Origin of the sequence: Acinetobacter geminorum (genome assembly GCF_013009345.1) — a bacterium.
GTDB classification, from domain to species: Bacteria; Pseudomonadota; Gammaproteobacteria; order Pseudomonadales; family Moraxellaceae; genus Acinetobacter; species Acinetobacter geminorum.
In genome coordinates this window covers 111,781-134,367 of record NZ_JABELE010000006.1, presented here as the reverse complement: position 1 = coordinate 134,367, position 22,587 = coordinate 111,781, and the positions used below count along the sequence as shown (strand labels likewise).

General features: G+C 38.7%; 20 protein-coding genes. 11 read left to right on the top strand and 9 right to left on the bottom strand.

Annotation, left to right across the window (positions count from 1 at the left end):
- Positions 1–138 precede the first annotated feature (138 nt).
- Both HJG58_RS07470 and zapE read left to right on the top strand, forming a co-directional pair.
- Complete coding sequence (locus HJG58_RS07470; protein WP_170248428.1) at positions 139–1,041, top strand: ArgP/LysG family DNA-binding transcriptional regulator; 903 nt, start codon at positions 139–141, stop codon at positions 1,039–1,041.
- The gene (gene zapE, locus HJG58_RS07465) at positions 1,034–2,116 is read left to right on the top strand and encodes a cell division protein ZapE (RefSeq protein WP_170248427.1); all 1,083 of its coding nucleotides are present in this window, start codon (positions 1,034–1,036) and stop codon (positions 2,114–2,116) included. The genes HJG58_RS07470 and zapE overlap by 8 nt, the downstream gene beginning before the upstream one ends.
- A gap of 42 nt (positions 2,117–2,158) precedes the next feature.
- On the opposite strand, the gene HJG58_RS07460 is transcribed toward zapE, so the two are convergent.
- The 4 genes from HJG58_RS07460 to HJG58_RS07445 are packed head-to-tail and all read right to left on the bottom strand — an operon-like array spanning position 2,159 to position 6,557.
- Entirely contained in the window at positions 2,159–2,686 is a 528-nt protein-coding gene (locus HJG58_RS07460; RefSeq protein WP_170248426.1) for a cupin domain-containing protein, read from the bottom strand.
- Positions 2,687–2,706: 20 nt separating this feature from the next.
- Positions 2,707–4,419, bottom strand: coding sequence for an FAD/NAD(P)-binding protein (locus HJG58_RS07455; RefSeq protein WP_170248425.1), 1,713 nt, complete (start codon positions 4,417–4,419; stop codon positions 2,707–2,709).
- Between the two features lie 49 nt (positions 4,420–4,468).
- Positions 4,469–5,749 carry a pyridoxal phosphate-dependent aminotransferase gene (locus HJG58_RS07450; protein WP_170248424.1) on the bottom strand — a complete coding sequence of 427 codons (1,281 nt, stop codon included), beginning with the start codon at positions 5,747–5,749 and terminating at the stop codon, positions 4,469–4,471.
- Between the two features lie 25 nt (positions 5,750–5,774).
- Positions 5,775–6,557 (bottom strand): iron-containing redox enzyme family protein, encoded by a 783-nt coding sequence (locus HJG58_RS07445; RefSeq protein ID WP_170248423.1) that lies wholly within the window; start codon positions 6,555–6,557, stop codon positions 5,775–5,777.
- A 178-nt stretch (positions 6,558–6,735) separates the two neighbouring features.
- Between HJG58_RS07445 and HJG58_RS07440 the strand changes: the two genes are divergently transcribed.
- Positions 6,736–7,494 (top strand): sulfite exporter TauE/SafE family protein, encoded by a 759-nt coding sequence (locus tag HJG58_RS07440; RefSeq protein WP_170248422.1) that lies wholly within the window; start codon positions 6,736–6,738, stop codon positions 7,492–7,494.
- A gap of 438 nt (positions 7,495–7,932) precedes the next feature.
- Here the strand turns inward: HJG58_RS07440 and HJG58_RS07435 are convergent, their stop codons facing one another.
- The 3 genes from HJG58_RS07435 to HJG58_RS07425 form a co-directional block, all read right to left on the bottom strand.
- On the bottom strand, positions 7,933–9,216 hold the full coding sequence (locus HJG58_RS07435; protein WP_170248421.1) for a ribonucleotide-diphosphate reductase subunit beta: 1,284 nt from the start codon (positions 9,214–9,216) through the stop codon (positions 7,933–7,935).
- Between the two features lie 138 nt (positions 9,217–9,354).
- Entirely contained in the window at positions 9,355–9,489 is a 135-nt protein-coding gene (locus tag HJG58_RS07430; RefSeq protein ID WP_002120013.1) for a hypothetical protein, read from the bottom strand.
- 56 nt (positions 9,490–9,545) lie between these two features.
- Positions 9,546–12,380, bottom strand: a complete 2,835-nt coding sequence (locus HJG58_RS07425; RefSeq protein ID WP_170248420.1) for a ribonucleoside-diphosphate reductase subunit alpha — start codon at positions 12,378–12,380, stop codon at positions 9,546–9,548.
- A 353-nt stretch (positions 12,381–12,733) separates the two neighbouring features.
- Here HJG58_RS07425 and HJG58_RS19155 point away from each other — a divergent pair, with 353 nt between their 5' ends.
- The 3 genes from HJG58_RS19155 to bfmS are packed head-to-tail and all read left to right on the top strand — an operon-like array spanning position 12,734 to position 15,311.
- Positions 12,734–12,916 (top strand): hypothetical protein, encoded by a 183-nt coding sequence (locus HJG58_RS19155; protein ID WP_309171647.1) that lies wholly within the window; start codon positions 12,734–12,736, stop codon positions 12,914–12,916.
- A complete protein-coding gene (gene bfmR / locus HJG58_RS07420) occupies positions 12,913–13,629 on the top strand; it encodes a response regulator transcription factor BfmR (protein ID WP_003653488.1) in 717 nt (238 codons plus the stop codon). Before HJG58_RS19155 ends, bfmR begins: the two co-directional genes overlap by 4 nt.
- Positions 13,630–13,661: 32 nt before the next feature.
- Positions 13,662–15,311: a sensor histidine kinase BfmS gene (gene bfmS / locus HJG58_RS07415; protein WP_309171643.1), complete on the top strand. Its 1,650-nt coding sequence runs from the start codon at positions 13,662–13,664 to the stop codon at positions 15,309–15,311.
- 21 nt (positions 15,312–15,332) lie between these two features.
- Here the strand turns inward: bfmS and HJG58_RS07410 are convergent, their stop codons facing one another.
- Both HJG58_RS07410 and HJG58_RS07405 read right to left on the bottom strand, forming a co-directional pair.
- Complete coding sequence (locus HJG58_RS07410) at positions 15,333–15,686, bottom strand: hypothetical protein (RefSeq protein ID WP_171545252.1); 354 nt, start codon at positions 15,684–15,686, stop codon at positions 15,333–15,335.
- 92 nt (positions 15,687–15,778) lie between these two features.
- Positions 15,779–17,197, bottom strand: a complete 1,419-nt coding sequence (locus HJG58_RS07405) for a sensor domain-containing diguanylate cyclase (protein ID WP_170248419.1) — start codon at positions 17,195–17,197, stop codon at positions 15,779–15,781.
- Between the two features lie 425 nt (positions 17,198–17,622).
- Here HJG58_RS07405 and ndhC point away from each other — a divergent pair, with 425 nt between their 5' ends.
- The 5 genes from ndhC (at position 17,623) to nuoF (ending at position 22,581) form a co-directional block, all read left to right on the top strand.
- Positions 17,623–18,174 carry an NADH-quinone oxidoreductase subunit A gene (gene ndhC, locus HJG58_RS07400; protein WP_002120061.1) on the top strand — a complete coding sequence of 184 codons (552 nt, stop codon included), beginning with the start codon at positions 17,623–17,625 and terminating at the stop codon, positions 18,172–18,174.
- A gap of 6 nt (positions 18,175–18,180) precedes the next feature.
- Entirely contained in the window at positions 18,181–18,858 is a 678-nt protein-coding gene (locus tag HJG58_RS07395) for a NuoB/complex I 20 kDa subunit family protein (RefSeq protein WP_002120034.1), read from the top strand.
- An 84-nt stretch (positions 18,859–18,942) separates the two neighbouring features.
- A complete protein-coding gene (gene nuoC, locus HJG58_RS07390) occupies positions 18,943–20,730 on the top strand; it encodes an NADH-quinone oxidoreductase subunit C/D (RefSeq protein ID WP_002120052.1) in 1,788 nt (595 codons plus the stop codon).
- Between the two features lie 13 nt (positions 20,731–20,743).
- Complete coding sequence (nuoE, locus tag HJG58_RS07385; protein WP_002120040.1) at positions 20,744–21,253, top strand: NADH-quinone oxidoreductase subunit NuoE; 510 nt, start codon at positions 20,744–20,746, stop codon at positions 21,251–21,253.
- Entirely contained in the window at positions 21,250–22,581 is a 1,332-nt protein-coding gene (nuoF, locus tag HJG58_RS07380; RefSeq protein ID WP_170248418.1) for an NADH-quinone oxidoreductase subunit NuoF, read from the top strand. Before nuoE ends, nuoF begins: the two co-directional genes overlap by 4 nt.
- Positions 22,582–22,587 lie beyond the last annotated feature (6 nt).

Below are 22,587 nucleotides of genomic sequence, written 5' to 3'. Positions count from 1 at the left end.
TCGCATGTGTGTTACTCATTTAATTAAAATAAATAATGATTATTTAGCAGAAGTAATACAATTGTAGTATTTCGTATTGCCATACCCATTACTATGATTAAGAAATATAACTTTAATTAATATAGATAACATTTAAAAATGCTAGACAAAACTAAATGCGACGCCTTTTCGGCCGTCGTTGAAACAGGAAGTTTCGAAAAAGCTGGTAAAAAATTATGTTTATCTCAGTCAGCGATTTCTCAAAGAGTTCGATTACTAGAGGAAAGATTAGGAAATGTATTATTAGTGAGAGAAAGACCATGTAAACCAACACCATTTGGAGCTGAGTTATTTGCTTATCTTCAACGAGTGTCTTTATTAGAGAATGTTTTTTTAAAATCGGTCATCGATAATAATAAATTTAAGCCGTTACCCATTGCTGCGAGTATTGGTACATTTGAGTCATTACTTTTCCCTATATTAGCCAAGTACTGTCTGTCTGAGGCTATTACAATAGACGTAAAGATTGATACGCTTTGTAATACCATTGAACTCTTAAAAAGAGGAGAGGTTCAGGCCTGCATTACTTCCGAGTCTGAGATCATTAGAGGTTGTACAAGTGTATATTTAGGGAATATGGTTTATTGCCTAGTTGCCTCAGAGAATTTTATTAATAAATGGTTTAAAAATGGAATTAATAGAGAGAGTCTGCGTTTAGCTCCTTTAGTCTTATTTAATGAAAATGAAAGAGTATATTTCGATTTTTTAGAATCTAACTTCGCACTAAAAAAATCAATGATTCCTTTTCATATTATTCCTTCAACTGACTCTTATATTTCTGGACTTGCTTGTGATATGGGCTACGGAATAATACCTATATGCAAAATGAATCAGGATTTATCGAATCAGGGCATAAAAGAAATTTCAAAAGAATATAGAATTAAGATTCCATTATACTGGCATCAGCTTTCTTATCTTTCTCCAGCAGTTTCAATAATGAATGATATTATTATTAAGCACTCAACAACAATCTTGGCTACTGTAGGGAATGAAGATGCTTAAGCATGAGGGTCAAAGTCCACTCGATATATATAACTCTATGATTAATAATGGTGTTGTTCTTGCAGATCCATCTCAGCGACAAGCTATTGAAAAATTAAATGAGATTTGGAATAAAATTGAAAACCAGTCTAATCATTTCTTTAGTCCCCAGATTAAAGGTTTATATATGTGGGGGAGTGTAGGAACAGGCAAGACATGGATTATGGATTTATTCTATAACTCTCTTAATTTTAAAAAGAAAATGAGAGTGCATTTTCATCATTTTTTAAAAGATGTTCACAAGCAGCTTATTGCCTATCGGGGAAATAAAGATCCTTTAAAGCTAATTGCTAATGACATAGCAAGCAACTATAAGCTCATTTGCTTTGATGAGTTTTTTGTATCAAATGTTGCCGACGCAATGATACTTTCAAATCTATTTAATCTGCTATTTTCAAAGAAAGTGATATTGGTTGCTACCTCGAATATTGATCCGGAAGATCTTTATAAAGATGGTTTAAATCGCGATAGATTTTTAGAGACCATAGATCATATCAATAAGAATTGCACCGTCTTGAAGATCGGTAATCAACTCGATTATAGAACCATAAAAGAAAGCAACGCCAATGATGATTTCTATAGGTTTCCATTAAATGAAGAATCAGAACAATGGCTTCATTCGGTTTACCAGCGGCTTACAAATAACCAGAAAGAACTCAAGACGAGCATCTTAATCAACCATAGATCAGTCGAGGTTAAATCTTGCTATAAGAATGTGATTTGGTTCGACTTTGAAAACCTTTGCCGAGAAGCCAGAAGCCCAGCTGATTACATTGAGATAGCAACGCAATATGATTATGTTCTAATCAGTGGAATTGGTGATCTAACAGATAGAATTTATGATACCGTGAGACGTTTTATTTATTTGATTGATGAACTTTATGATCAAAAAATCAAACTATACTTTGCTGCTTCACAACCATTAAATCAATTATATAAAGGCGAGAGGCTTAAATTTGAATTTCAAAGAACCTATTCACGATTACAGGAAATGCAAAGCATAAGTTATAACAAGGAACTTCAGGAGCCCGCTTGAATATATGATGACTATGCTTTGCATGACTAACACGCAGTTGGATTAAGCGAAAAAGTACGATTTCTCTGGAAATTTTGACTTATATCCATTCTGCAAAAATACTTCTAATGCTTGAATAATGTCGGCTTGTTCCTCAGTACTAATTTCCTTTTTTCTATTGTTTTTAAAGTCTTCAATAATACATTGAATGTCAGCGTTATAGTCCTTAATAAAAATATCTGAACTCAGTCGTGTTTTAGGTTCAATATTGGCAAGTAGTGGTTCTATTTCTTCAATATTTTTAAAAAATTCAATACTAAACTCCCCAATTTGAAGAATGATATAACGGCTTTCAACCTCAATATCTTTATTTGCAAATCTGTGTCTAACATTGGGGGGAATTTGAAAAAATTTCCCCTGATTAACAATATATTTCTGCTGCAAATCTGGTAACTCAACCTGAATAGCGCCTTTTGAGCAGTACACAAGATCGGGAATATAAGTATGCTTATGAAACGGAAACAGGCTATCTTTTAAATTGCACAGCACTATCCTAATATCACGGTCATAACAAAACTGATGTATTTCCATTGATCATTTTCCTCGTCCGATTAACTAATTTTATAAAGTTGTTCTGGCGTAAATATGGGTTCACTGAGATGCTTTTGAAACAATTCAACCCAATCAGTTGAGACAGAATCAGCCGCATCAACAATCGCTTTGGAAAAGTTACGTTCATTCTGCCAGTATCGGGTAAGCACACCAAAAGAGTAAAAATACTCCGAGGGCTTTATAAATCCTCTACGGTTTTCCATCAGTTTGTAGGTCTCGAAGCCATCCAGCATTAAACCTCCAGTGTTATATTCATCCTCCATATTCGGGACAATATTCTTTTGCTCTAACAATGATTTAACCAATGCTGAGGGATGTTTATAGATATCAAAATCTTGACTGATCGTATTCACCACAAGATCAAAATCAAATGAATGTCCTAGATCATCAATAAGCTGTACATGGCTATCCATTATTTTTAGAGGTTTGCTGTTATAGCCAAGTTTAAGTGATTGAAGTAGGCCAGCTTCAAATAGGCATTTCAGCTTTTGTGCATTTTCGAGTGGAATTGGTACGGCAAGGCGAATGAATAAGTGATCAAATTCTTGGTCGTAGCGTTTTTTATCATGACTGCTTAAATAGCGGTAAAACTTCATTCTTCGTACTTTAAGAATGATCATATTAATTAAGTCATTAAGCTCTTGATGCTCCAGATCATATTTTAACTTTTCATAAGCATTGGCAAATTTCAAGTTGCACAAATCATTGAATGAAACTTCACCGTTAGTTGCATTTTTAAGTTCAAGGTCAAGCAGATGAAGAATATCATCTAGTGATAAAACTTTATTTAAGTACTGCTGTAACTCGGTGAAAGATTCATGAGTGAAATACTTAAAGTCATAGTTAGGCTTATTGCCTCGTACCGCAGGGAAGTATCCTGAACGACTAACAACATAGGCTTTGAAGTTCTCATCTGTCACTGCCTTCTGATAGCTTGAGAAGGCTCCATTTTCAGTTACAAACGATCCTTCACTAAATAGAGTGATGACCGTATCAACACCACTAGGGCCCATGCCACGCACAAGAACATTTGGCTTATGATCTTGTCTAATAGTGTCATTAAGTCTCATTAAGACTTTTTGAAAAGGGTAGGGTTTTACGAATAAACTATGTTCGGAGTCTAAACGACTTGCAGTCCAGTGCCCAATAGTCAGCAATAGTTTAGAAAACCCTTTTAATTCAATTGTTCGATTTGAGTTTTGATTCTTGATAACTAAATTATAACCACCTTTAACCTCATAGCCATCGATAGCTTCATAGCCATTGTAAACTTCAACTTTTATATGACTTGATTTGGCTAACTCTAAGTATTTTTTGAATCTATCATTGAGATAGATACCAAATAAAGCTCTAGGATAAAAGGCATTAGGATCGGGGAAGACTTGCAGTTCACTAGCTAAAGATTTCTTATAAACTAGGTGGGGGTAATGAGTAATCAGATGATCTTTATTTTCTGCCATCCAATCCACAAAGTCATTATCCCAAAGCGACATTGAGTGGGCAGGGTTATTACACAGATGGCCAGCCAATAATTCGTCTTTGTCGTATGGATTCCCATGTCCAATAGATTCACGCATTTCAACAAGAGTAATAGAGCATGACTTATGATCAATATCTTGATTCAGTAATTTTTTTACAAAGCTAATGAAGGTACACGTACCTGAGAATCCCATTCCAATGATACAGAACTTTTTCAAAGTAATATCGTCCATAAAAATGTAAATTCAGGAAGTTAAAAATTAACTTCCTGAATAATATGTGTTAGTTCAATTTCTGAAGGGCTTCTTTAATACGTGCTGCTGCTGCCTTTAGAGTCACTGGGTCACGTCCACAATTCATGCGAATGTAATGTCTGAGGCTATCGATGTTTTCACCAAAATGCATGCCTCCAATAGAAGCAACTTTTGCTGTTTCCAAAAGATATTGATCGGCCGAATCAAATCCTAGCGTTTGGATTTTTTCGCCATACTTTGACAAATCCAAGAATAAGAAAAATCCACCTTCAGGCTCAGTCACTTCTAAACCATTGCAGCTTTTCAAGTCTTCAATGAATGTCTGCATGTTCTGTCTAGCAACTACTGCACGTTTCTTTGCAACGTCATCCATATATTCTTGCATTGCTTCATGTGTCGCAATTTGGGCATAAGTCGAAGCAAATGAGTTTAAATTCACCTGTACTTTTTCCATAACTTTAATCAGTTTGTCCGAAGCACAAATATATCCAGATCGGTCGCCGTGCATTCCATAGGTTTTACCAGGACCAGTAATATAAATGGTGTAGTCCCACATAGAGTGTATTTGGTCTTTAAACTCCTGCGTAATATTTGAAATGTTTGCAGGTTTAGTATTCAAAATATGTGATTCATAAGGGCAATCAAAAAGCACATAGATTGGGCTTAGACCTTTTGATAAACGTTCGGCATTGGCAGTCAAAATCACTTTTGAAATCGACTCTAATTCATCACGAGTATAAATTTTGCCAGAAGGGTTTAGGCAGTCACCAAGAATGATAATTTTGGTTTTATCTGTAATGGTTTTTTCTAACTCAACTACATCAATCGCTTGGTTATAAAAGTCTTTGACATAGATTGGTTTAGCTTTACCTAAGTGCAATTCAATCATGTCTGCGTAATGAGGCCAGTTTGGTACTGGGTAAATCACTTCATCGTCTGGATTTAGAAGTGTATGGAATACCACGGTGATAGCGCCTTTAATACCGCCAGGAGTGACCATGATTTCAGTATCTGGGTTGAAGCTAATGTCTCGTAAACGCTTCACACGCTCAGCAATAGACTTTCGTAAGAAAGAGAAGCCTTTAACTGGGGCAAACTCATGGATAATTGCAGCATTATTTGAAATATAACTCTTAACTGCATCATCAATCCCGCTATTGGTCTTTTCATCCAAAGTACCAATACTTAAATCAATGACCTGATCATCTGCGCTAGACTTTTTATTTAATTCTAGAATTTTTGCCTTAGTTCCGTGTGTAATTGATTCACGTAAATTCAAGGCTGCTTGTGAAATACCTAAGTTTTGCATTGTGAAATCTCAAAATCCGTTTTAATTAAAGTGATACAGCTTGATCAAACATTGCATTCCACATCTTAAGCTGGGCTTTCAATGTTTCATTTGCACCAAACTTAATCTCATCAAGGTCTTCTTGATTATTACAGTTGTTATGGACACACTGTTTAGCATCTTGAGCATGACGATCTTCGACGCCATTTTCGATATGGGCATTAAAATAAACCTCAACCTTCTTAACGAATTCATTTGGATCAAGGTTTTTGTTATTGAATCGGAACGCTTCACGGAATACGGTAAGCATCTTATCAGCATGGTTTTCTAGGGCCATGACTGCTCCCAACATGCGAGGATAACTGCCTGTAATCAAACCTTGGATAGTATCTCGATACTGTAATGTCTCTGCGATGATTCGATCACTATTTTTAGCTTGTTGAACCTTCATCTCTGGAAGATTGTATTCTGCAGCGCCAAATACATTGAGCGCATTCTCCATAAAGATTTCATGGCACTTAGCCTTTTCACCCATACCAGTTTCTTCACTTAAGATATGGGTGAATAGGACTAGAGTGTCCATATCATTTTCAAAAGCAGATCGTGAACATACATGGGCAATTCCTTTCACGGTTAGCTCTGTACGATAGAAGAAGTTGTCACGAAATAAGATATATGATTCTGGCGTCCAAGACGTAGAAGTTAAATGCTTGAAATAATTGTTTTGGAAAATTTCGTGATCATCCATTTTAGTAATGAATTCATCTAAATCAGCACTAATAGTTTCTTTACAATCAACATTTCCATTGATGATTACTTTAGAGTTCATTTTTGAATTTCCTTTTATAATGAAATTTATTTTTACAGCGAAATTTTTATAACAAAGAAATAATCAAAAAAAATGAGTATTAAATATTTTAATGTTTGATAAAATTATCTAATATTTATGTGGTAATTTATATTTTAGTGTAGTTTGGCTTGGTTAAAAATCAAAAATGGAATTTTAAATGTATCTTTTAGAAGATTTTTCAGTACTGCAACTTTCAATAATGTTAATAACAATAGTTTTTTCTTATATTATCTTTGGAATGGTGGGTTTTGGCACTGCATTAATTGCGAGTCCTGTATTACTTAACTTTTTACCTCTCTCACAAATTATTCCACTGTTAGCCTTACTAGATATGTTCGCTGCCATTTCGAATGTCATTAAAGATGGTAAGAAAGCAGACTTTTCTGAATTAAAATTTCTAATACCACTTATGTTTGTCGGTAGTTTTCTTGGCTTTATACTGCTGATGAGAGTTAATGCAAGTTACGCACTTCTAGCATTTGGTATATTTACTCTTTTATATGCTATTTACTCATTAAGCGGCTTTAAACCACAGAAAAAACTAGAGAAAAAATTTGTTTTTCCTTTTGGGTTATCTGGTGGTTTCTTAGGAGCCATGTTTGGTAGCGGTGGATTTTTATATGCGATTTACCTTAATGGACGAATCGAAACTCCAGAAAAAATCCGTGTCACTCAAACTACATTAATTGGATGTAGTACGGTTTTTCGAGTCATTCTGTTTACTACAGCGGGTGTGTATTTTTCGGATAATTTATTTTCACTTGCGCTTCTGTTTATCCCATCAATGTTGATAGGGGCATTCATTGGCAAGCGAATTACGCTCAAATTATCTAAGCAGCAATTCTTGAAAATTATTAATTTCATTGTACTGCTATCTGGAATATCGATTATTATTAAATATGCTTTAACAGTATAGACTAATTATTTGTGGTATCTAAACTAATTGATTTAGATGTTAATAATTTTAACCCTAAATAATCTTGAATTTATTCTATTTGTTTTAATAATCAAGGGTGAGATACATATACTGCTTTATAGAAAATACTAATCAATACATTTATGCCTAGAGTGGAATAAAATCAATTAATTAATATCCATTTATAAATTTTAATGGTGTGATAGTGGATTTTGTAAAAAGTGACTATAGAATCAGTAAAGTTTTCATTAAACTCATTTAAAATTAATTTAAGTGAGAAAGTGGTAAGGGATACATATAGAGGCTGGTAATTTAGTAAAATTGGTAAAGCTTTATACATATATCGCCAAGACTCAGCATGTTGAAAAAAGTCTAATAAATACAAGCCAAGAAAAAACCGCTATAGAGATAGCGGTTTTTTCTTTCAGATGCCTAAACTTACCAGCTCAAAGCACCACCAGTTTGGTAGTCAGTTACGCGAGTTTCGAAGAAGTTCTTCTCTTTACGTAAGTCCATCATCTCAGACATCCACGCAAATGGATTCGTTACACCAGCAAATTGCTCTGGTAAACCTAACTGAGATAAACGACGGTTACAGATGAATTTTAAATATTCTTCCATCATGCTTGCGTTCATACCCAATACACCGCGTGGCATCGTGTCACGTGCATATTCGATTTCAAGCATCGTACCTTCAACAATCATTTGAACCACTTCTTGTTGGAACTCAGCAGTCCAAAGATGAGGGTTCTCAATCTTGATTTGGTTAATCATGTCGATACCAAAGTTCAAGTGCATAGATTCATCACGCAAGATGTATTGGAACTGCTCAGCAACACCGTTCATCTTGTTACGACGACCCATACTCAAAATTTGAGTAAAGCCACAGTAGAAGAAGATCCCTTCAAGAACACAGTAGAATGCGATCAAGTTACGAAGTAAGCGTTGGTCGTTTTCAGGTGTACCTGTGTGGAAATTAGGATCAGTTAAAGATTGAGTATATTTCAAGCCCCAAGCTGCTTTACGTGCAACAGATGGAACTTCACGGTACATGTTGAAGACTTCGCCTTCGTCCATACCTAAAGATTCAATACAGTATTGGTAAGCGTGAGTGTGAATTGCTTCTTCAAACGCTTGACGCAAGATGTACTGACGGCATTCAGGGTTAGTAATGTGACGGTAAATCGCCAATACCAAGTTGTTTGCAACCAAAGAGTCTGCGGTCGAGAAGAAACCTAAAGAACGCATAACAATAGTACGCTCGTCTTCAGTTAAGCCATTTTCAGACTTCCAAAGCGCGATGTCATGGTTCATGTTCACTTCTTGAGGCATCCAGTGGTTTGCACACCCGTCAAGATATTTCTGCCAAGCCCATTCGTATTTAAATGGTACAAGTTGGTTCAAGTCCGCACGACAGTTAATCATTGCTTTGTCGTCAACTTGAACACGTTGAGCACCCATTTCTAGCTCTTCAAGGCCAGGGGCAACGTCTAAGTGTTCTAAGGCTTGAGCGGCTCTAGCCACTGTATCGGAGGCAACTGTTGGTCGCACGGAATGGGTTCCAGCGGATTGTGGAGCTGCCACGCTCGGCGATGATGGCTGCGCAGTAGATACATTCTGCGAATCTGACGCTTTTTCCGGTTGGACGGGCGCAGACTTGTGTTCAGGTGTAGTCGGTTTTTGCGAATCATCTTCAAAATCGTCCCAACTAAGGATAGACATTTTTGTTCTCTCTTCGTTGTATATATCTATATTTGACATCTCTTAAACGAAGATGTCCCTACTATACGCTTTTAATGTGTAAACAAAATTAAGTTTTATTGATGCATGACCAAATTTTGGGCCTTTGGTCTCTACTCCCTACAACTTATTTTGTTTACGCTGCTGCTTACGTATTGTGATAAATGCGTAAACCATCGGCATATAAAAGAAAATAAAGGCAAAGATTAAAACTCCAACACCAAGCATATAGTTATGGCTGAGATGAGAAAGCATAATCTTTACCTCTTTTAAGATTGCTCTTTAGTGAAAAAGAGCAATCTTATTAAATGTTATTGGCAAGCTTCACAATCAGGGTTGTCGATTGAACAAGCCATTGGTACAGGAGCTGCTTGAGTAAAGCCTTCTTCTTCAACTGCTGCTTCTGGTTTCTTCGTTTCTACAACAGGGGCAGCAACCGCCGCTGCTTCAACAGTTGCAGGTTTAACTGCGTTTAAAGCACCTGTGTTAATTGTAGATTTTTCAGCAGAAGTTGCACCTAAAGCTCGGAGGTAATAAGTCGTCTTAAGACCACGTAACCATGCCATCTTGTAAGTGATGTCAAGTTTCTTACCATTTGCACCAGAGATGTAAAGGTTAAGCGACTGAGCCTGATCAATCCATTTTTGACGGCGTGATGCAGCATCAACGATCCAACGTGTATCTACTTCAAACGCAGTAGCAAAGATTGCTTTTAATTCTTCAGGAATACGAGCAATTTTTTGTACTGAACCTTCAAAGTGTTTAAGGTCGTTAACCATTACTGTGTCCCAAAGACCGCGATCTTTTAATGCACGAACGAGGTATGGGTTAATAACAGTGAACTCACCAGACAAGTTGGATTTCACATATAAGTTTTGGAATGTTGGCTCAATAGACTGAGAAACACCACAAATGTTAGAGATGGTTGCAGTTGGAGCAATCGCCATCACGTTTGAGTTACGCATACCGTCTTTTTGAACTTTGGCACGTAAAGTGTCCCAGTCTAAACGTTGAGTACGGTCAACTTCGAACATGCGCTCTGGACGAGATTTCGCAACAATTTCTAAAGAGTCGATTGGAAGGATACCTTGATCCCACAATGAACCTTTGAATGTTGAGTAAGCACCACGTTCAACAGCCAAGTTGCTTGAAGTTTCAATCGCGTAGTAGCTAATCACTTCCATTGATTCATCTGCAAAATCAACAGCAGCGTCTGAACCGTAAGCAATACCCATTTCGTATAGCGCATCTTGGAAGCCCATGATACCCATACCCACAGGGCGGTGTTTCAAGTTGGAGTTTTTCGCTTGTGGTACAGCGTAATAGTTAATGTCGATAACGTTATCGAGCATACGTACTGCTGTTTTAATAGTACGAGCTAACTTCTCACGGTCTAACACACCACCTTGAACGTGTTGTACAAGGTTGATCGAACCTAAGTTACATACTGCAATTTCGTCTTGATTTGTGTTCAAGGTAATTTCAGTACATAGGTTAGATGAGTGAACTACGCCAACGTGTTGTTGTGGTGAACGTAAGTTACATACATCTTTGAATGTGATCCAAGGATGACCAGTTTCAAACAACATAGAAAGCATTTTGCGCCATAAGTCTTTAGCACGTACTTTCTTGTGTAGCATGTTAGTTTCTTTCGCTACAGACTCATAGTAAGCATAACGCTCAGCAAATTCAGCACCAGTCAAGTCGTGCAAGTCTGGAGTTTCAGAAGGGGTAAATAATGTCCATTCACCATCTTCAAATACACGTTGCATAAACAAGTCTGGAACCCAGTTCGCAGTGTTCATGTCGTGAGTACGGCGACGGTCATCACCCGTGTTTTTACGAAGCTCTAAGAACTCTTCGATGTCTAAGTGCCAAGTTTCTAGGTATGCACACACAGCACCTTTACGCTTACCACCTTGGTTTACCGCAACAGCTGTATCGTTCGCAACTTTCAAAAATGGAACAACACCCTGAGACTTACCGTTAGTACCTTTAATATAAGAGTTCAAGGCACGTACAGGTGTCCAGTCATTACCTAAACCACCAGCCCATTTAGAAAGCATCGCGTTGTCACGCATCGCGCCATAAATGTCATAAAGGTCATCGCCAATTGTTGTTAAGTAACAACTTGAAAGCTGTGGACGTAATGTACCTGAGTTAAACAGGGTAGGCGTAGAAGCCATGTAGTCGAAGCTAGACAATAAGTTATAGAACTCAATTGCACGCTCTTCTTTATCTTGCTCATTGAGTGCAAGACCCATCGACACACGCATAAAGAATAATTGTGGTAATTCGAAGCGAACGCCGTTTGAGTGAATGAAGTAACGGTCAAATAAAGTCTGTAAACCTAAATAGGTAAACTGATTAGAACGTTCTGGCTGAATTGCTGCTGATAGTTTTTCTAAGTCGAAGTCAAGCAAGTCAGGTGAAAGCAAATCAAGCTCAACACCTTTTTTCAAGAATGCTTCAAGTGCATTGTTTTCTGGTGTGTCTGTTGATAAACCTAAGAATGCTAAACCTGTACCTACTAACTCGTTACAAAGCAAACGTGCAGTCACATAAGTGTAGTTAGGTTCTTGTTCAATACGGGTACGTGTTGCCATCATCATTGTAGTGGCAATATCACTTTCTTTTACGCCGTTATATAAGTTTTTAACGGTTTCATCCACAATGGCTTGAACATCAATACCTTCCAAACCTTCAGCTGCTTTAGAAACAGTTGCTTGCAATGCACTTAAATCAAGTGGCTGAAGCTGACCGTTTGCGTCAGTAACTTGTAAAGTAGGGTGGTGGTTTGAGTTCGTTTGTTGACGAGCGCTAGCACGTTGTTCACGGTAAATCACATAAGCGCGGGCAACCTTTTGTTCCCCAGTACGCATTAAAGCAAGTTCTACTTGATCTTGAATTTCTTCAATATGGATCGTACCGCCCGATGGTAAACGGCGAGTGAAAGTATTTAATACCATTTCCGTCAACTGGGTAATACGGTCATGAATACGGCTAGAATCCGAACTCTGTTGACCTTCCACAGCAAGAAAAGCTTTACCAATCGCAACTGAAATTTTCTCTGCATCAAATGCAGCAACATCTCCAGTGCGCTTAATCACCTGAATTTGACCGGGAGTCGAAGTAATTACGCTCATGCCAGCATAGCTCCATTGTCACTTTTGTTATGTTCATAGACCGTTTGAACCGAGCAAAAAACATGCCACGATATTTGAGGGATAAACACAAGACTTAGTAGTTAAAGTTTATTTTCAACACAAGATACGGGATTTTTCATAGCAGATCAATCTTGACTTTTTAGTAATTTTTTATCTGTATGATTTGATGGGAGATAGCATAGCAAAGCTGTTAAAAAACGCTTATAGATAACTTTGTGGATAACTCAAAAAACAAACACTTAAATAAATTTAAACTAAACAGAGAAATAATTTGTTTAATATTCATACATTGGAAATATGAATAGAATATGAAATTTAATAACAATAAATAAATCTTAAAAACACGTGAAAATTCAAAGGCTAATAAAATGCAACAAAACACGGTTGTCATGTATCAGTTTGGTGAACGCCTACTTGTTTACAATGTAAACGTGTGTATATTGCAAATGATAAACGAATGTATCTGCAAGATTTTTAAGATGCATGAAACGAGATTTATAGGGGCAATGATATGAGCCAAGAAGAAAAGTTACCAAAGATTCTGATCGTTGAAGATGACGAGCGCTTAGCGCGATTAACTCAAGAATATTTAATTCGCAACGGTTTGGAAGTTGGTGTAGAAACTGATGGTAACCGTGCAATTCGTCGTATTATTAGTGAACAACCAGATCTAGTAGTCTTGGATGTCATGTTGCCGGGTGCCGATGGCTTAACAGTTTGCCGTGAAGTTCGTCCACATTACCATCAACCGATTCTGATGTTGACTGCACGTACAGAAGACATGGATCAGGTACTTGGTTTGGAAATGGGTGCAGATGACTATGTTGCTAAACCAGTTCAACCACGTGTTCTTTTAGCACGTATCCGTGCACTATTACGTCGCACAGATAAAACTGTAGAAGATGAAGTTGCACAACGTATCGAGTTTGATGACCTTGTGATTGATAATGGCGGCCGTTCAGTAACGTTGCATGGTGAGCTTGTTGATTTCACTAGCGCAGAATATGACCTATTATGGTTGCTTGCATCAAATGCTGGCCGTATCTTATCGCGTGAAGATATCTTCGAACGTTTACGCGGTATTGAATACGATGGTCAGGACCGTTCAATCGATGTCCGTATCTCACGTATTCGTCCAAAAATTGGCGATGATCCTGAAAATCCAAAGCGTATTAAAACAGTACGTAGTAAAGGTTACTTATTCGTTAAAGAAACCAATGGGTTATAAGATCTGCATAAACTTCCTATAAGGTTGGTCGAGTGTTTAAACACAGTATATTCCTGCGAATATATGCGGGACTGGTAATTCTTGTTGTTTTGGTTGCCGTTTTTGGTTATTTGCTTGTACAAATCATCAATTATCAACGGGCACAAGAATACCGAGAATCTTTAACCGATGGTATTTCTTATGTCATTAGTGAAGGGGTCGCTCGACAACCAGGGAAGCAGCAGAAAATAGATTGGATTTCAGATGCATCAGATTTATTGGAACTTCCAATCTATTATACTGATGCAAGCAAGGTGGAATTATCTCGTACCGAGAAAAAGCGAATCGAAGCTCAAAAATCTGTTGTCCGGTACGATGCTAGTAATAGTATTGCATATATCATTATTGGCTTGCGTGATGATCCTCAGCACTTTTTATCGATAAAAGTCGATAAAATTAGTGAGCGCCAAATGAAGGCTCTCCCTATTTTTGTACTTGATTATCTGATGTTTTATCCGGGTCAAGAACAAGAATATCTTGCCAAGATTCAAAAGCATTTTTCCTACCCAATTAATATCTACAATATTCAAGACATTAATCTGGACTCTGAACAAATTGGTCGGTTACGCCAAGACCAAAGCGTCATGTTGTACAAAGACAGTGCAACAGTCCGCGGTACAACAATTTCAATTGTCTCTCCAATACCGAATCATCCTGCACAGGTTCTCGTGCTTGGGCCGGTTCCGATGTTTAACTGGATGCCTTTGCAGCTTTCAGCAGGGATTACCTTATTTAGCTTATTTTTGCTGAGTCTAGGTGTCTATGGGTTGATCTTGCCACTAGAGCGTAAGATTCGCCAAGTGCGTTATGCATTAAACCGTATGAAGTCTGGTGATTTGTCATTGCGTGTTCCTATTGAAGGAAGTGACGAAATGGCAAACTTGGCATCAAGTTATAACAATATGTCTGATCATATTCAGCGCTTAATCGAGGCTCAGCGTGAGTTAATGAGAGCCGTATCTCATGAGCTTAGAACGCCTGTTGCCCGTATTCGCTTTGGTACAGAAATGTTGGCGGAAGAAGATGACTACAATCATCGTATGCATCAAGTCGATATGATTGATAAAGATATTGAGGCACTCAATACTTTAATTGATGAAATCATGACTTATGCAAAACTAGAGCAAGGTACACCTTCACTAGATTTTGATGAAATTACTTTATTTGATGTGTTGGATCAGGTTGCGGTCGAAACCGAAGCCTTAAAAACACAAAAAGAAATTGAACTGGTTGCTCCTCCACTTTATGTAAAAGTAGATGCTGAGCGTCGTTATTTACATCGTGTTGTTCAAAACTTAGTGGGTAACGCGGTTCGTTATTGCGATAATAAAGTTCGGATTACCGGTGGTATCCATAGTGATGGCATGGCCTTTGTTTGTGTTGAAGATGATGGCGCAGGTATTCCTGAACAAGACCGTAAAAGGGTATTTGAGGCTTTTGCCCGTCTAGACGATAGCCGTACGCGTGCGTCGGGTGGTTATGGTTTAGGGTTATCTATCGTAAGCCGTATTGCCTATTGGTTTGGCGGTGAAATTAAAGTGGATGAAAGCCCAACCTTGGGTGGCGCTCGTTTTATTATGACATGGCCAGCAAAACGCTTTAAACAGCCTCCTTTAAAAGCCAATAAAAAAGCACCTTCATAAGGTGCTTTTTTATTAATCTACTTATAGTTGGGTTGCATCTGGTTCCAAAATAGGTTTTCCGCTTCTTAAGCTGGTTAATGCATCGGAATTAAAATCGATCAGTAACGAATTGTTTTTTGCATCAATCTGGTATTTTTGAATAAGAGGTTGATCTCCATTAAGCGTTTCTATTTTATATTCATCTGCAATATTCAAAATACCTTCTAGGTTTGTTGTCGTTGACGCAAAATCCTGTCTAAATATTTCATAGACGTCTCGCAAGTCAAAAATTGCATTGTTGGCATCTGGATGTTTGTGAATATAGCTTTCTATATGTCGCACCAGTAATTGTGCAAACAAGTAGTAGTTTGGTTTATGCGTATATTCTAGAGTCATGCATTTTTCTCCTTATTATCTGTTATTAGCATACATGGCAAAACACAGGTTATTGTATAAAATTCATTACACTAGATGATGAAATGGAAAAATTATAAAGAGATAAACACTCGATTACGTCCTTGGCGTTTTGCTTGATATAAAGCGTCATCTGCTTCTTTAAATAAGTTTTCAATCGCTCGATGGGACGATGGGGAATATAAGCTTATGCCAATACTCACCTGTATAAAAATTGGTAATTTCCCATAAATATAAATCGGTTGCTGACTAATTTTAATTCGAATTTGTTCAGCCAGTTCAAATGCACTTTCTTTAGTGGTATCTGCAATAAAAATGGCAAACTCTTCACCTCCAAAGCGGCCTAATAAATCATGAGGATGTAAAATATTTTGAATCGTGGTGACACAGGTTTGTAGAGCACGGTCGCCTATTTGATGGCCGTAGTTGTCATTAACTTGTTTAAAGTGGTCTACATCAAGCATGAAAAAAGCTGAGGTCTTATTTTCTTTTTGTACTTTTTCTTGAAGTAATCTGACTGACTGTAAAAACTGGCGTCGAGTCAGACTTGAAGTTAGTTCATCATGTGCAATGGCATGTTGAAGTTTTTGAATTAACTCTGAATGCAAAACACTAATGCTAGAAACCGTAAGTGGGGCAATCGTCATCATAATTAACCCAATACGGATTGAGATCGTATTGCTGAGATATTCGTTTGGATAGAGTAAAAGGTAATGTCCAGAGATATGATAAATAATATAAGCACTGGTGAGGCTTGTAATGAGTGCAACAATAATAGGTTTGTAGCGAATAGCACACCAGATCAGTGCTGCAATCGGGTAGAGGAGCGAACCCGGACCGGAGTCATAATAGCTAGCAGCAATCGAAATAAGCACGGCTCCAAAAGGTAAAAGGTCGGTTGGTTCTAGGCCACGATTTCTTGAAAAGTAATGTTTAACCTGACTATATTGTGGGATGTTCAATATGATAGGTAAAAGAAGTAAGGCATTTTGCAGTTCTGAAGTGAACCAGTAACCAAACTCATCCAACAAGCCACCAATCATAAATTTAGTATTAAACATAGGCACGAAAGTTGCTGCAAACAATGCACCTACTACGCTACCTATTCCGCATAGTCCAAATAAAAAAAGGTAGGAATAACCGCGATAGGCTGCCTTAATATGTTGATTAAAAAACATATAGAGCCCAAACGTAGTAACAACATAAAGAAAGTTTGATGTTGTTAAAACAAGTGTGAGAGCAAATGGAGTGCCCTGAAATAAGTCAGCAATCACATATCCTATATAGGCACCTAAAAATGCGCTTGGTCGGCGTGTGATTGGAAAACGAATAAGCAATCCGAGCAAAACCGAATTGGCAGGCCAAAAGAATGCAAGAAAACTTAAAGGGCGAGATGCAATGCCAATGAAACAACATGTCGCAATAATGAAGCTAAATAGGAGAAAAAATTTTAAAAAGGAGAGAAGTGAAAATTCACGAAGTGAGTATGGCATCAGCTGCCCTTAATGATAAATACTCTTATCCAAGAGTAATAAAATATTATGCATGATTAAACATTCATCATAATTCAGAGGAGAAGCTGAATACAATAAAAAACAAACTAATATTATAAAAAAGTAAGTTATAAAAAGTTAATAAGCAGTTCAACTGTGTAAATATTCTAAAATTAAAAAATGAAAAAAATCATCATAATTAAAGAAACTATTAATTAAACCGATTATGTGCGGTGAAACCCCCCTTACAACACATAGATGAATAGTTTTGTATAGAAAATCATCCGAAAGACTAAGACGCTTCAACTAGCATGGGAAATTAGAAATCAGGTACAATTGGCGGGATTAATTTTGTGTTTGGTGTATTTGAAGGCCAATACATACATTCTTTGTTAAATAATAGGCCTGCCAGGAGTTATCCCCGCATGAGTGCCATTACTCCATACGACTGGGCGATTATCGCCTTCGTGATCGGCGTTACATTTCTTTGCGTCTTTATGCTCACAGTTCCCTTACTCCTCGGGGGAAAATCGTGGGGACGTGCTAAGCAAGAGCAGTTTGAATCAGGTGTCGTGAGTGCTGGTGGCGCTCGCATTCGCCTGTCTGCAAAGTTCTATTTAGTTGCAATTTTCTTTGTTGTTTTCGACTTAGAGGCGCTTTACCTCTATGCATGGTCTACTTCTGTGCGTGAAGTAGGGTGGTTGGGATATACCACTGTAGTGATCTTTGTCGTTGATTTATTGATTGCGCTTGTTTATGCCTTCTCTGTAGGTGCTTTAAGTTGGTCACCAGCAGATCGCCGTAAATCAGCAGGTGAGGCGGTTAAAATCGGTTCACCAACAATGAACATTGCTGAAATTACACGCTTTAATTCTATTGAAGAGCTCGTAACTGACCCTACAGGCCAGATTCCAGCTCAATCATCAGGTCGTGTTAAGTCAAAAACTACACCTGCATTGTCATCTGAAAAGGAGTAAGTCGGGATGAAATATACTCTGACCCGCGCGAATCCGGATGCTGATCAATACCCATTGCAAGAACGTCAAATTGTGACGGATCCACTTGAAGAGGAAGTGAATAAAAACGTATTCATGACTCGTTTAGAGGATGTCTTGCATACAGCAGTAAACTGGGGACGTAAAAACTCTTTGTGGCCATTTAACTTTGGTACCTCATGTTGTTACGTCGAATATGCAACGACCTTAACAGGTGTGCATGACTTGTCACGTTTCGGTGCAGAGGTTATCCGTGCTTCACCTCGTCAGGCTGACTTGATGATTGTTGCAGGTACCTGTTTCGTAAAAATGGCACCAGTTATTCAGCGTCTGTATGAACAGATGTTAGAGCCTAAATGGGTCATTTCGATGGGTGCTTGTGCAAACTCTGGAGGTATGTACGACATCTATTCAGTAGTACAAGGTGTAGACAAAATTATTCCTGTTGACGTGTACGTCCCAGGTTGTCCGCCTCGTCCTGAAGCATTAATTCAAGCTTTAATGCTTTTACAAGACCAGATTCAATTAGAGCGACGCCCGCTTTCTGCCGTGATCGGTGATGATCTTCAGCCAGTGTATAAGCCAAAGATGATGCCAGAACGTGATCGTAAGAATGCAGAGCGTATTGCCGTTAAAAACTTACGCTCTATGGATGAGATTAAATAATTTTTTGACGGTGTTTTGACATATCTAACTGATATGTTCATCGAGAAAATTGACAGAATTTGTATTAAATAGGAAGCCAAGCCAATGGCTGAAACTGACATTGCTATGCCAGAGTCAACAGCAGTTGATTCACGCCCAGCATTTGCAATTGTAGAAGAGCTCAAAACCAAATTTGGTGAGAACTTTTACGTGCAGGCGACTTTTGAAGAGTTTCCAACAGTCTGGGTCGAGCGCGCACGCGTGCAAGAAGTCCTTATGTTCCTGCGTAAAGTGGAACGTCCGTATGTAATGCTGTTTGACTTATCTGCGATGGATGAGCGTTTACGTGTTCATCGTGATGGTTTACCAGCATCTGACTTCACTGTGTTCTATCATTTATTATCGCTTGAGCGTAATAGTGACATTCGTATCAAGGTTGCCTTGAACGAAAATGATCTAAACATTCCGACAGCGACAAATATCTGGCCAAATGCCAACTGGTATGAACGTGAAGCTTACGATATGTTCGGTATCAATTTCGAAGGGCATCCAATGCTCCGTCGTATTTTGCTGCCAACCTATTGGGAAGGTCATCCGCTTCGTAAAGAATATTCAGCACGTGCGACAGAATATACGCCGTATATGCAAGACAAAGCGAAACAAGACTTTGAACAAGAGCACTTACGTTTTGTGCCGGAAGACTGGGGTCTTAAGCGTGGTAACGCTGATGAAGACTTCATGTTCCTGAACTTGGGTCCTAACCACCCATCTGCACATGGTGCGTTCCGTGTTGTATTGCAGTTAGATGGCGAAGAAGTGAAGGACTGTGTACCTGATATCGGTTATCACCACCGTGGTGTGGAAAAGATGGCTGAACGTCAAACATGGCATTCTTTCATTCCTTATACTGACCGTGTTGACTACTTAGGTGGTTGTGCTCAAAACATGCCGTATGTGATGGCTGTAGAGCAAATGGCAGGCATTAAAGTTCCTGAGCGTGCACAAGTTATTCGTGTCATGTTGAACGAATTGTTCCGTATTAATAACCACTTGTTATTCTGTGGTACGGCAATTCAGGATGCCGGTGGTATGACACCAGTATTCTATATGTTCGCGGACCGTCAAAAAGTTTACGACATTGTTGAAGCAATCACGGGTTACCGTATGCATCCAGCATGGTTCCGTATTGGTGGTACAGCACACGATCTTCCAAACAACTGGCAAAAGCTTGTTAAAGAATTGCTAGAGTGGATGCCTAAACGCTTAAACGAATACTACACCGCTGCATTGAAAAACTCTGTGTTTATTGGTCGTACGCGTAATGTTGCACAATACGATGCCAAATCTGCACTCGCATGGGGTGTAACTGGTACTGGTTTACGTGCAACAGGTATCGATTTTGACGTTCGTAAATATCGTCCATACAGCGGCTATGAAAACTTCGATTTTGATGTGCCGGTTGAGTATGAAGGCGATGCATACGCACGTGTGCTTGTTCACTTCCGTGAAATTACCGAGTCGCTAAAAATTATTCAACAGTGCTTGGATAACATGCCTTCTGGTCCATACAAAGCGGATCATCCATTGGCTGTTCCACCACCGAAAGATAAGACATTACAAGATATTGAAACCTTGATTACGCACTTCTTGAGCGTTTCATGGGGTCCTGTCATGCCAGCGGGCGAGTCATCATTTATGACTGAAGTGGTTAAAGGTGCAAGTACTTACTACTTGACTTCAGATAAAGCGACCATGAGTTATCGTACTCGTATTCGTACACCGACGTTTACTCACTTACAGCAAATGCCTTCAGTGATTAACGGAAGTTTAGTATCTGACTTAATCATTTATCTGGCGACCATTGACGTGGTTATGGCTGACGTGGATCGCTAAGAGGTAACACATAATGATGATTTTGACTGATAAAAAACCACGTGTGAATGTTGAAGGGATTTTGACTGCGGAAGAAATTCACGAAATCGAACATCACATTGGTCACTATCCATACCCTCGTGCAGCCTCTTTGGATGCATTGAAGTGTGTACAGCGCCGTAATGGTTGGGTAGATGACGCTCAAATGAATGCCATCGCACAGTTGTTGTCGATGAGTGTTGCTGATTTGGAAGGTGTTGCAACATTTTACAACCGTATCTATCGCCATCCGGTAGGTCGTCACGTAATTTTGCTTTGCGACTCAATTGCTTGCTTCTTAATGGGTGCAGAAACACTTGCTGAAGCATTCCAGCGTGAATTAGGAATTCAGTATGGTCAAACGACACCAGATGGTCGTTTTACACTGCTTCCAATTTGCTGCCTAGGCAACTGCGACAAAGGCCCAACTTTAATGATTGATGAAGATACTCACGGTTTAGTCGAAGTGACATCAATTAAACAGTTATTGGAGAAGTATGTATGAATACTGAACCAAAACCAATTTATGGCGACGGTAATCCAGAAACTCATCCGCTTACTTGGCGTTTAAGTAAACAAGAAGCGGTACGTAGTGCTGATGATTACGAAGCACTTGAAGGTTATGCTGGCTTTAAAAAAGCACTGGGCATGAAACCTGCTGAAGTGTTAGACGTCATTAAAGCTGCAACTGTAAAAGGTCGTGGTGGTGCGGGTTTCCCAGCAGGTATTAAATGGTCATTGATGGCACCAAATGATGGTGGTCCACGTTATTTGATTTGTAATGCCGACGAAATGGAACCGGGTACCTTTAAAGACCGTTTGTTGATGGAAAAACTTCCACATCAATTGATCGAAGGGATGTTAATTGCGGGTTATACCTTAGAAGCAACTCAAGGTTATATCTTTATCCGTGGTGAATACATCGAAGCTGCTCAATATCTAAATGAAGCGTTAGAACAGATTCGTGCTAAAGGTTATTTAGGCGAAAATATCTTAGGTTCTGGCTGGAATTTTGATCTGCATGTACATACGGGTGCAGGGCGTTATATCTGTGGTGAAGAAACTGCATTGATTAACTCGCTTGAAGGCCGTCGTGCTAACCCACGTACTAAGCCACCGTTCCCGCAAGTTGCAGGAGCATGGGGCCGTCCGACGATTGTGAACAACGTTGAAACTTATAACAACTTGCCAGCAATCATGCTTCGTGGACCAGAGTGGTATATCGGTTTATCAGCTGGTAAATCAAAAGATCCAGGCACTAAAATTTATGGTGCATCGGGTAAAGTTAAATTCCCGGGTCTTTGGGAATTGCCATTTGGTACAACTGCGCGTGAAGTGATTGAAGATCATGCCGGTGGTATGCGTGAGGGCTTAAAGCTCAAAGCATGGTTGCCGGGTGGTGCTTCAACTGACTTTTTACCAGCAGATACTATTGATTTACCAATGGATGCAGACACGATTATGAAAGCAGGTTCTCGTTTGGGAACATGTTTGTTAATGGTGGTAGATGAAACTCAATGTATGGTATCGCTCACTCGTAACTTAGAAGAGTTCTTTGCGCGTGAATCATGTGGTTTCTGTACACCATGTCGTGATGGTTTGCCATGGGCTGTTAAAGCGCTTAAAGCACTTGAATCAGGCGAAGGTAAGAAAGAAGATATCGACCATTTACAAGAACTAACTCGTAAATTATGGATCGGTAAAACTTTCTGTGCCCACGCACCAGGTGCGATGGAGCCGCTTATGGGCGCACTCAAACATTTCCGTGGTGAGTTTGAAGCGAAAGTGACGAATCGTCCTGTCGTGCAAACCAGCAACGTAGAACAAGCTTAAGGAATT

What these genes read in the sequence shown, in the direction of transcription:
- HJG58_RS07470 (WP_170248428.1), top strand. Translation starts at nt 139, where the DNA reads ATGCTAGACAAAACTAAATGCGACGCCTTTTCGGCCGTCGTTGAAACA.
- zapE (WP_170248427.1), top strand. Translation starts at nt 1,034, where the DNA reads ATGCTTAAGCATGAGGGTCAAAGTCCACTCGATATATATAACTCTATG.
- HJG58_RS07460 (WP_170248426.1), bottom strand. Translation starts at nt 2,686, where the DNA reads ATGGAAATACATCAGTTTTGTTATGACCGTGATATTAGGATAGTGCTG.
- HJG58_RS07455 (WP_170248425.1), bottom strand. Translation starts at nt 4,419, where the DNA reads ATGGACGATATTACTTTGAAAAAGTTCTGTATCATTGGAATGGGATTC.
- HJG58_RS07450 (WP_170248424.1), bottom strand. Translation starts at nt 5,749, where the DNA reads ATGCAAAACTTAGGTATTTCACAAGCAGCCTTGAATTTACGTGAATCA.
- HJG58_RS07445 (WP_170248423.1), bottom strand. Translation starts at nt 6,557, where the DNA reads ATGAACTCTAAAGTAATCATCAATGGAAATGTTGATTGTAAAGAAACT.
- HJG58_RS07440 (WP_170248422.1), top strand. Translation starts at nt 6,736, where the DNA reads ATGTATCTTTTAGAAGATTTTTCAGTACTGCAACTTTCAATAATGTTA.
- HJG58_RS07435 (WP_170248421.1), bottom strand. Translation starts at nt 9,216, where the DNA reads ATGTCTATCCTTAGTTGGGACGATTTTGAAGATGATTCGCAAAAACCG.
- HJG58_RS07430 (WP_002120013.1), bottom strand. Translation starts at nt 9,489, where the DNA reads ATGCTTTCTCATCTCAGCCATAACTATATGCTTGGTGTTGGAGTTTTA.
- HJG58_RS07425 (WP_170248420.1), bottom strand. Translation starts at nt 12,380, where the DNA reads ATGAGCGTAATTACTTCGACTCCCGGTCAAATTCAGGTGATTAAGCGC.
- bfmR (WP_003653488.1), top strand. Translation starts at nt 12,913, where the DNA reads ATGAGCCAAGAAGAAAAGTTACCAAAGATTCTGATCGTTGAAGATGAC.
- HJG58_RS07410 (WP_171545252.1), bottom strand. Translation starts at nt 15,686, where the DNA reads ATGACTCTAGAATATACGCATAAACCAAACTACTACTTGTTTGCACAA.
- HJG58_RS07405 (WP_170248419.1), bottom strand. Translation starts at nt 17,197, where the DNA reads ATGCCATACTCACTTCGTGAATTTTCACTTCTCTCCTTTTTAAAATTT.
- ndhC (WP_002120061.1), top strand. Translation starts at nt 17,623, where the DNA reads ATGAGTGCCATTACTCCATACGACTGGGCGATTATCGCCTTCGTGATC.
- HJG58_RS07395 (WP_002120034.1), top strand. Translation starts at nt 18,181, where the DNA reads ATGAAATATACTCTGACCCGCGCGAATCCGGATGCTGATCAATACCCA.
- nuoC (WP_002120052.1), top strand. Translation starts at nt 18,943, where the DNA reads ATGGCTGAAACTGACATTGCTATGCCAGAGTCAACAGCAGTTGATTCA.
- nuoE (WP_002120040.1), top strand. Translation starts at nt 20,744, where the DNA reads ATGATGATTTTGACTGATAAAAAACCACGTGTGAATGTTGAAGGGATT.
- nuoF (WP_170248418.1), top strand. Translation starts at nt 21,250, where the DNA reads ATGAATACTGAACCAAAACCAATTTATGGCGACGGTAATCCAGAAACT.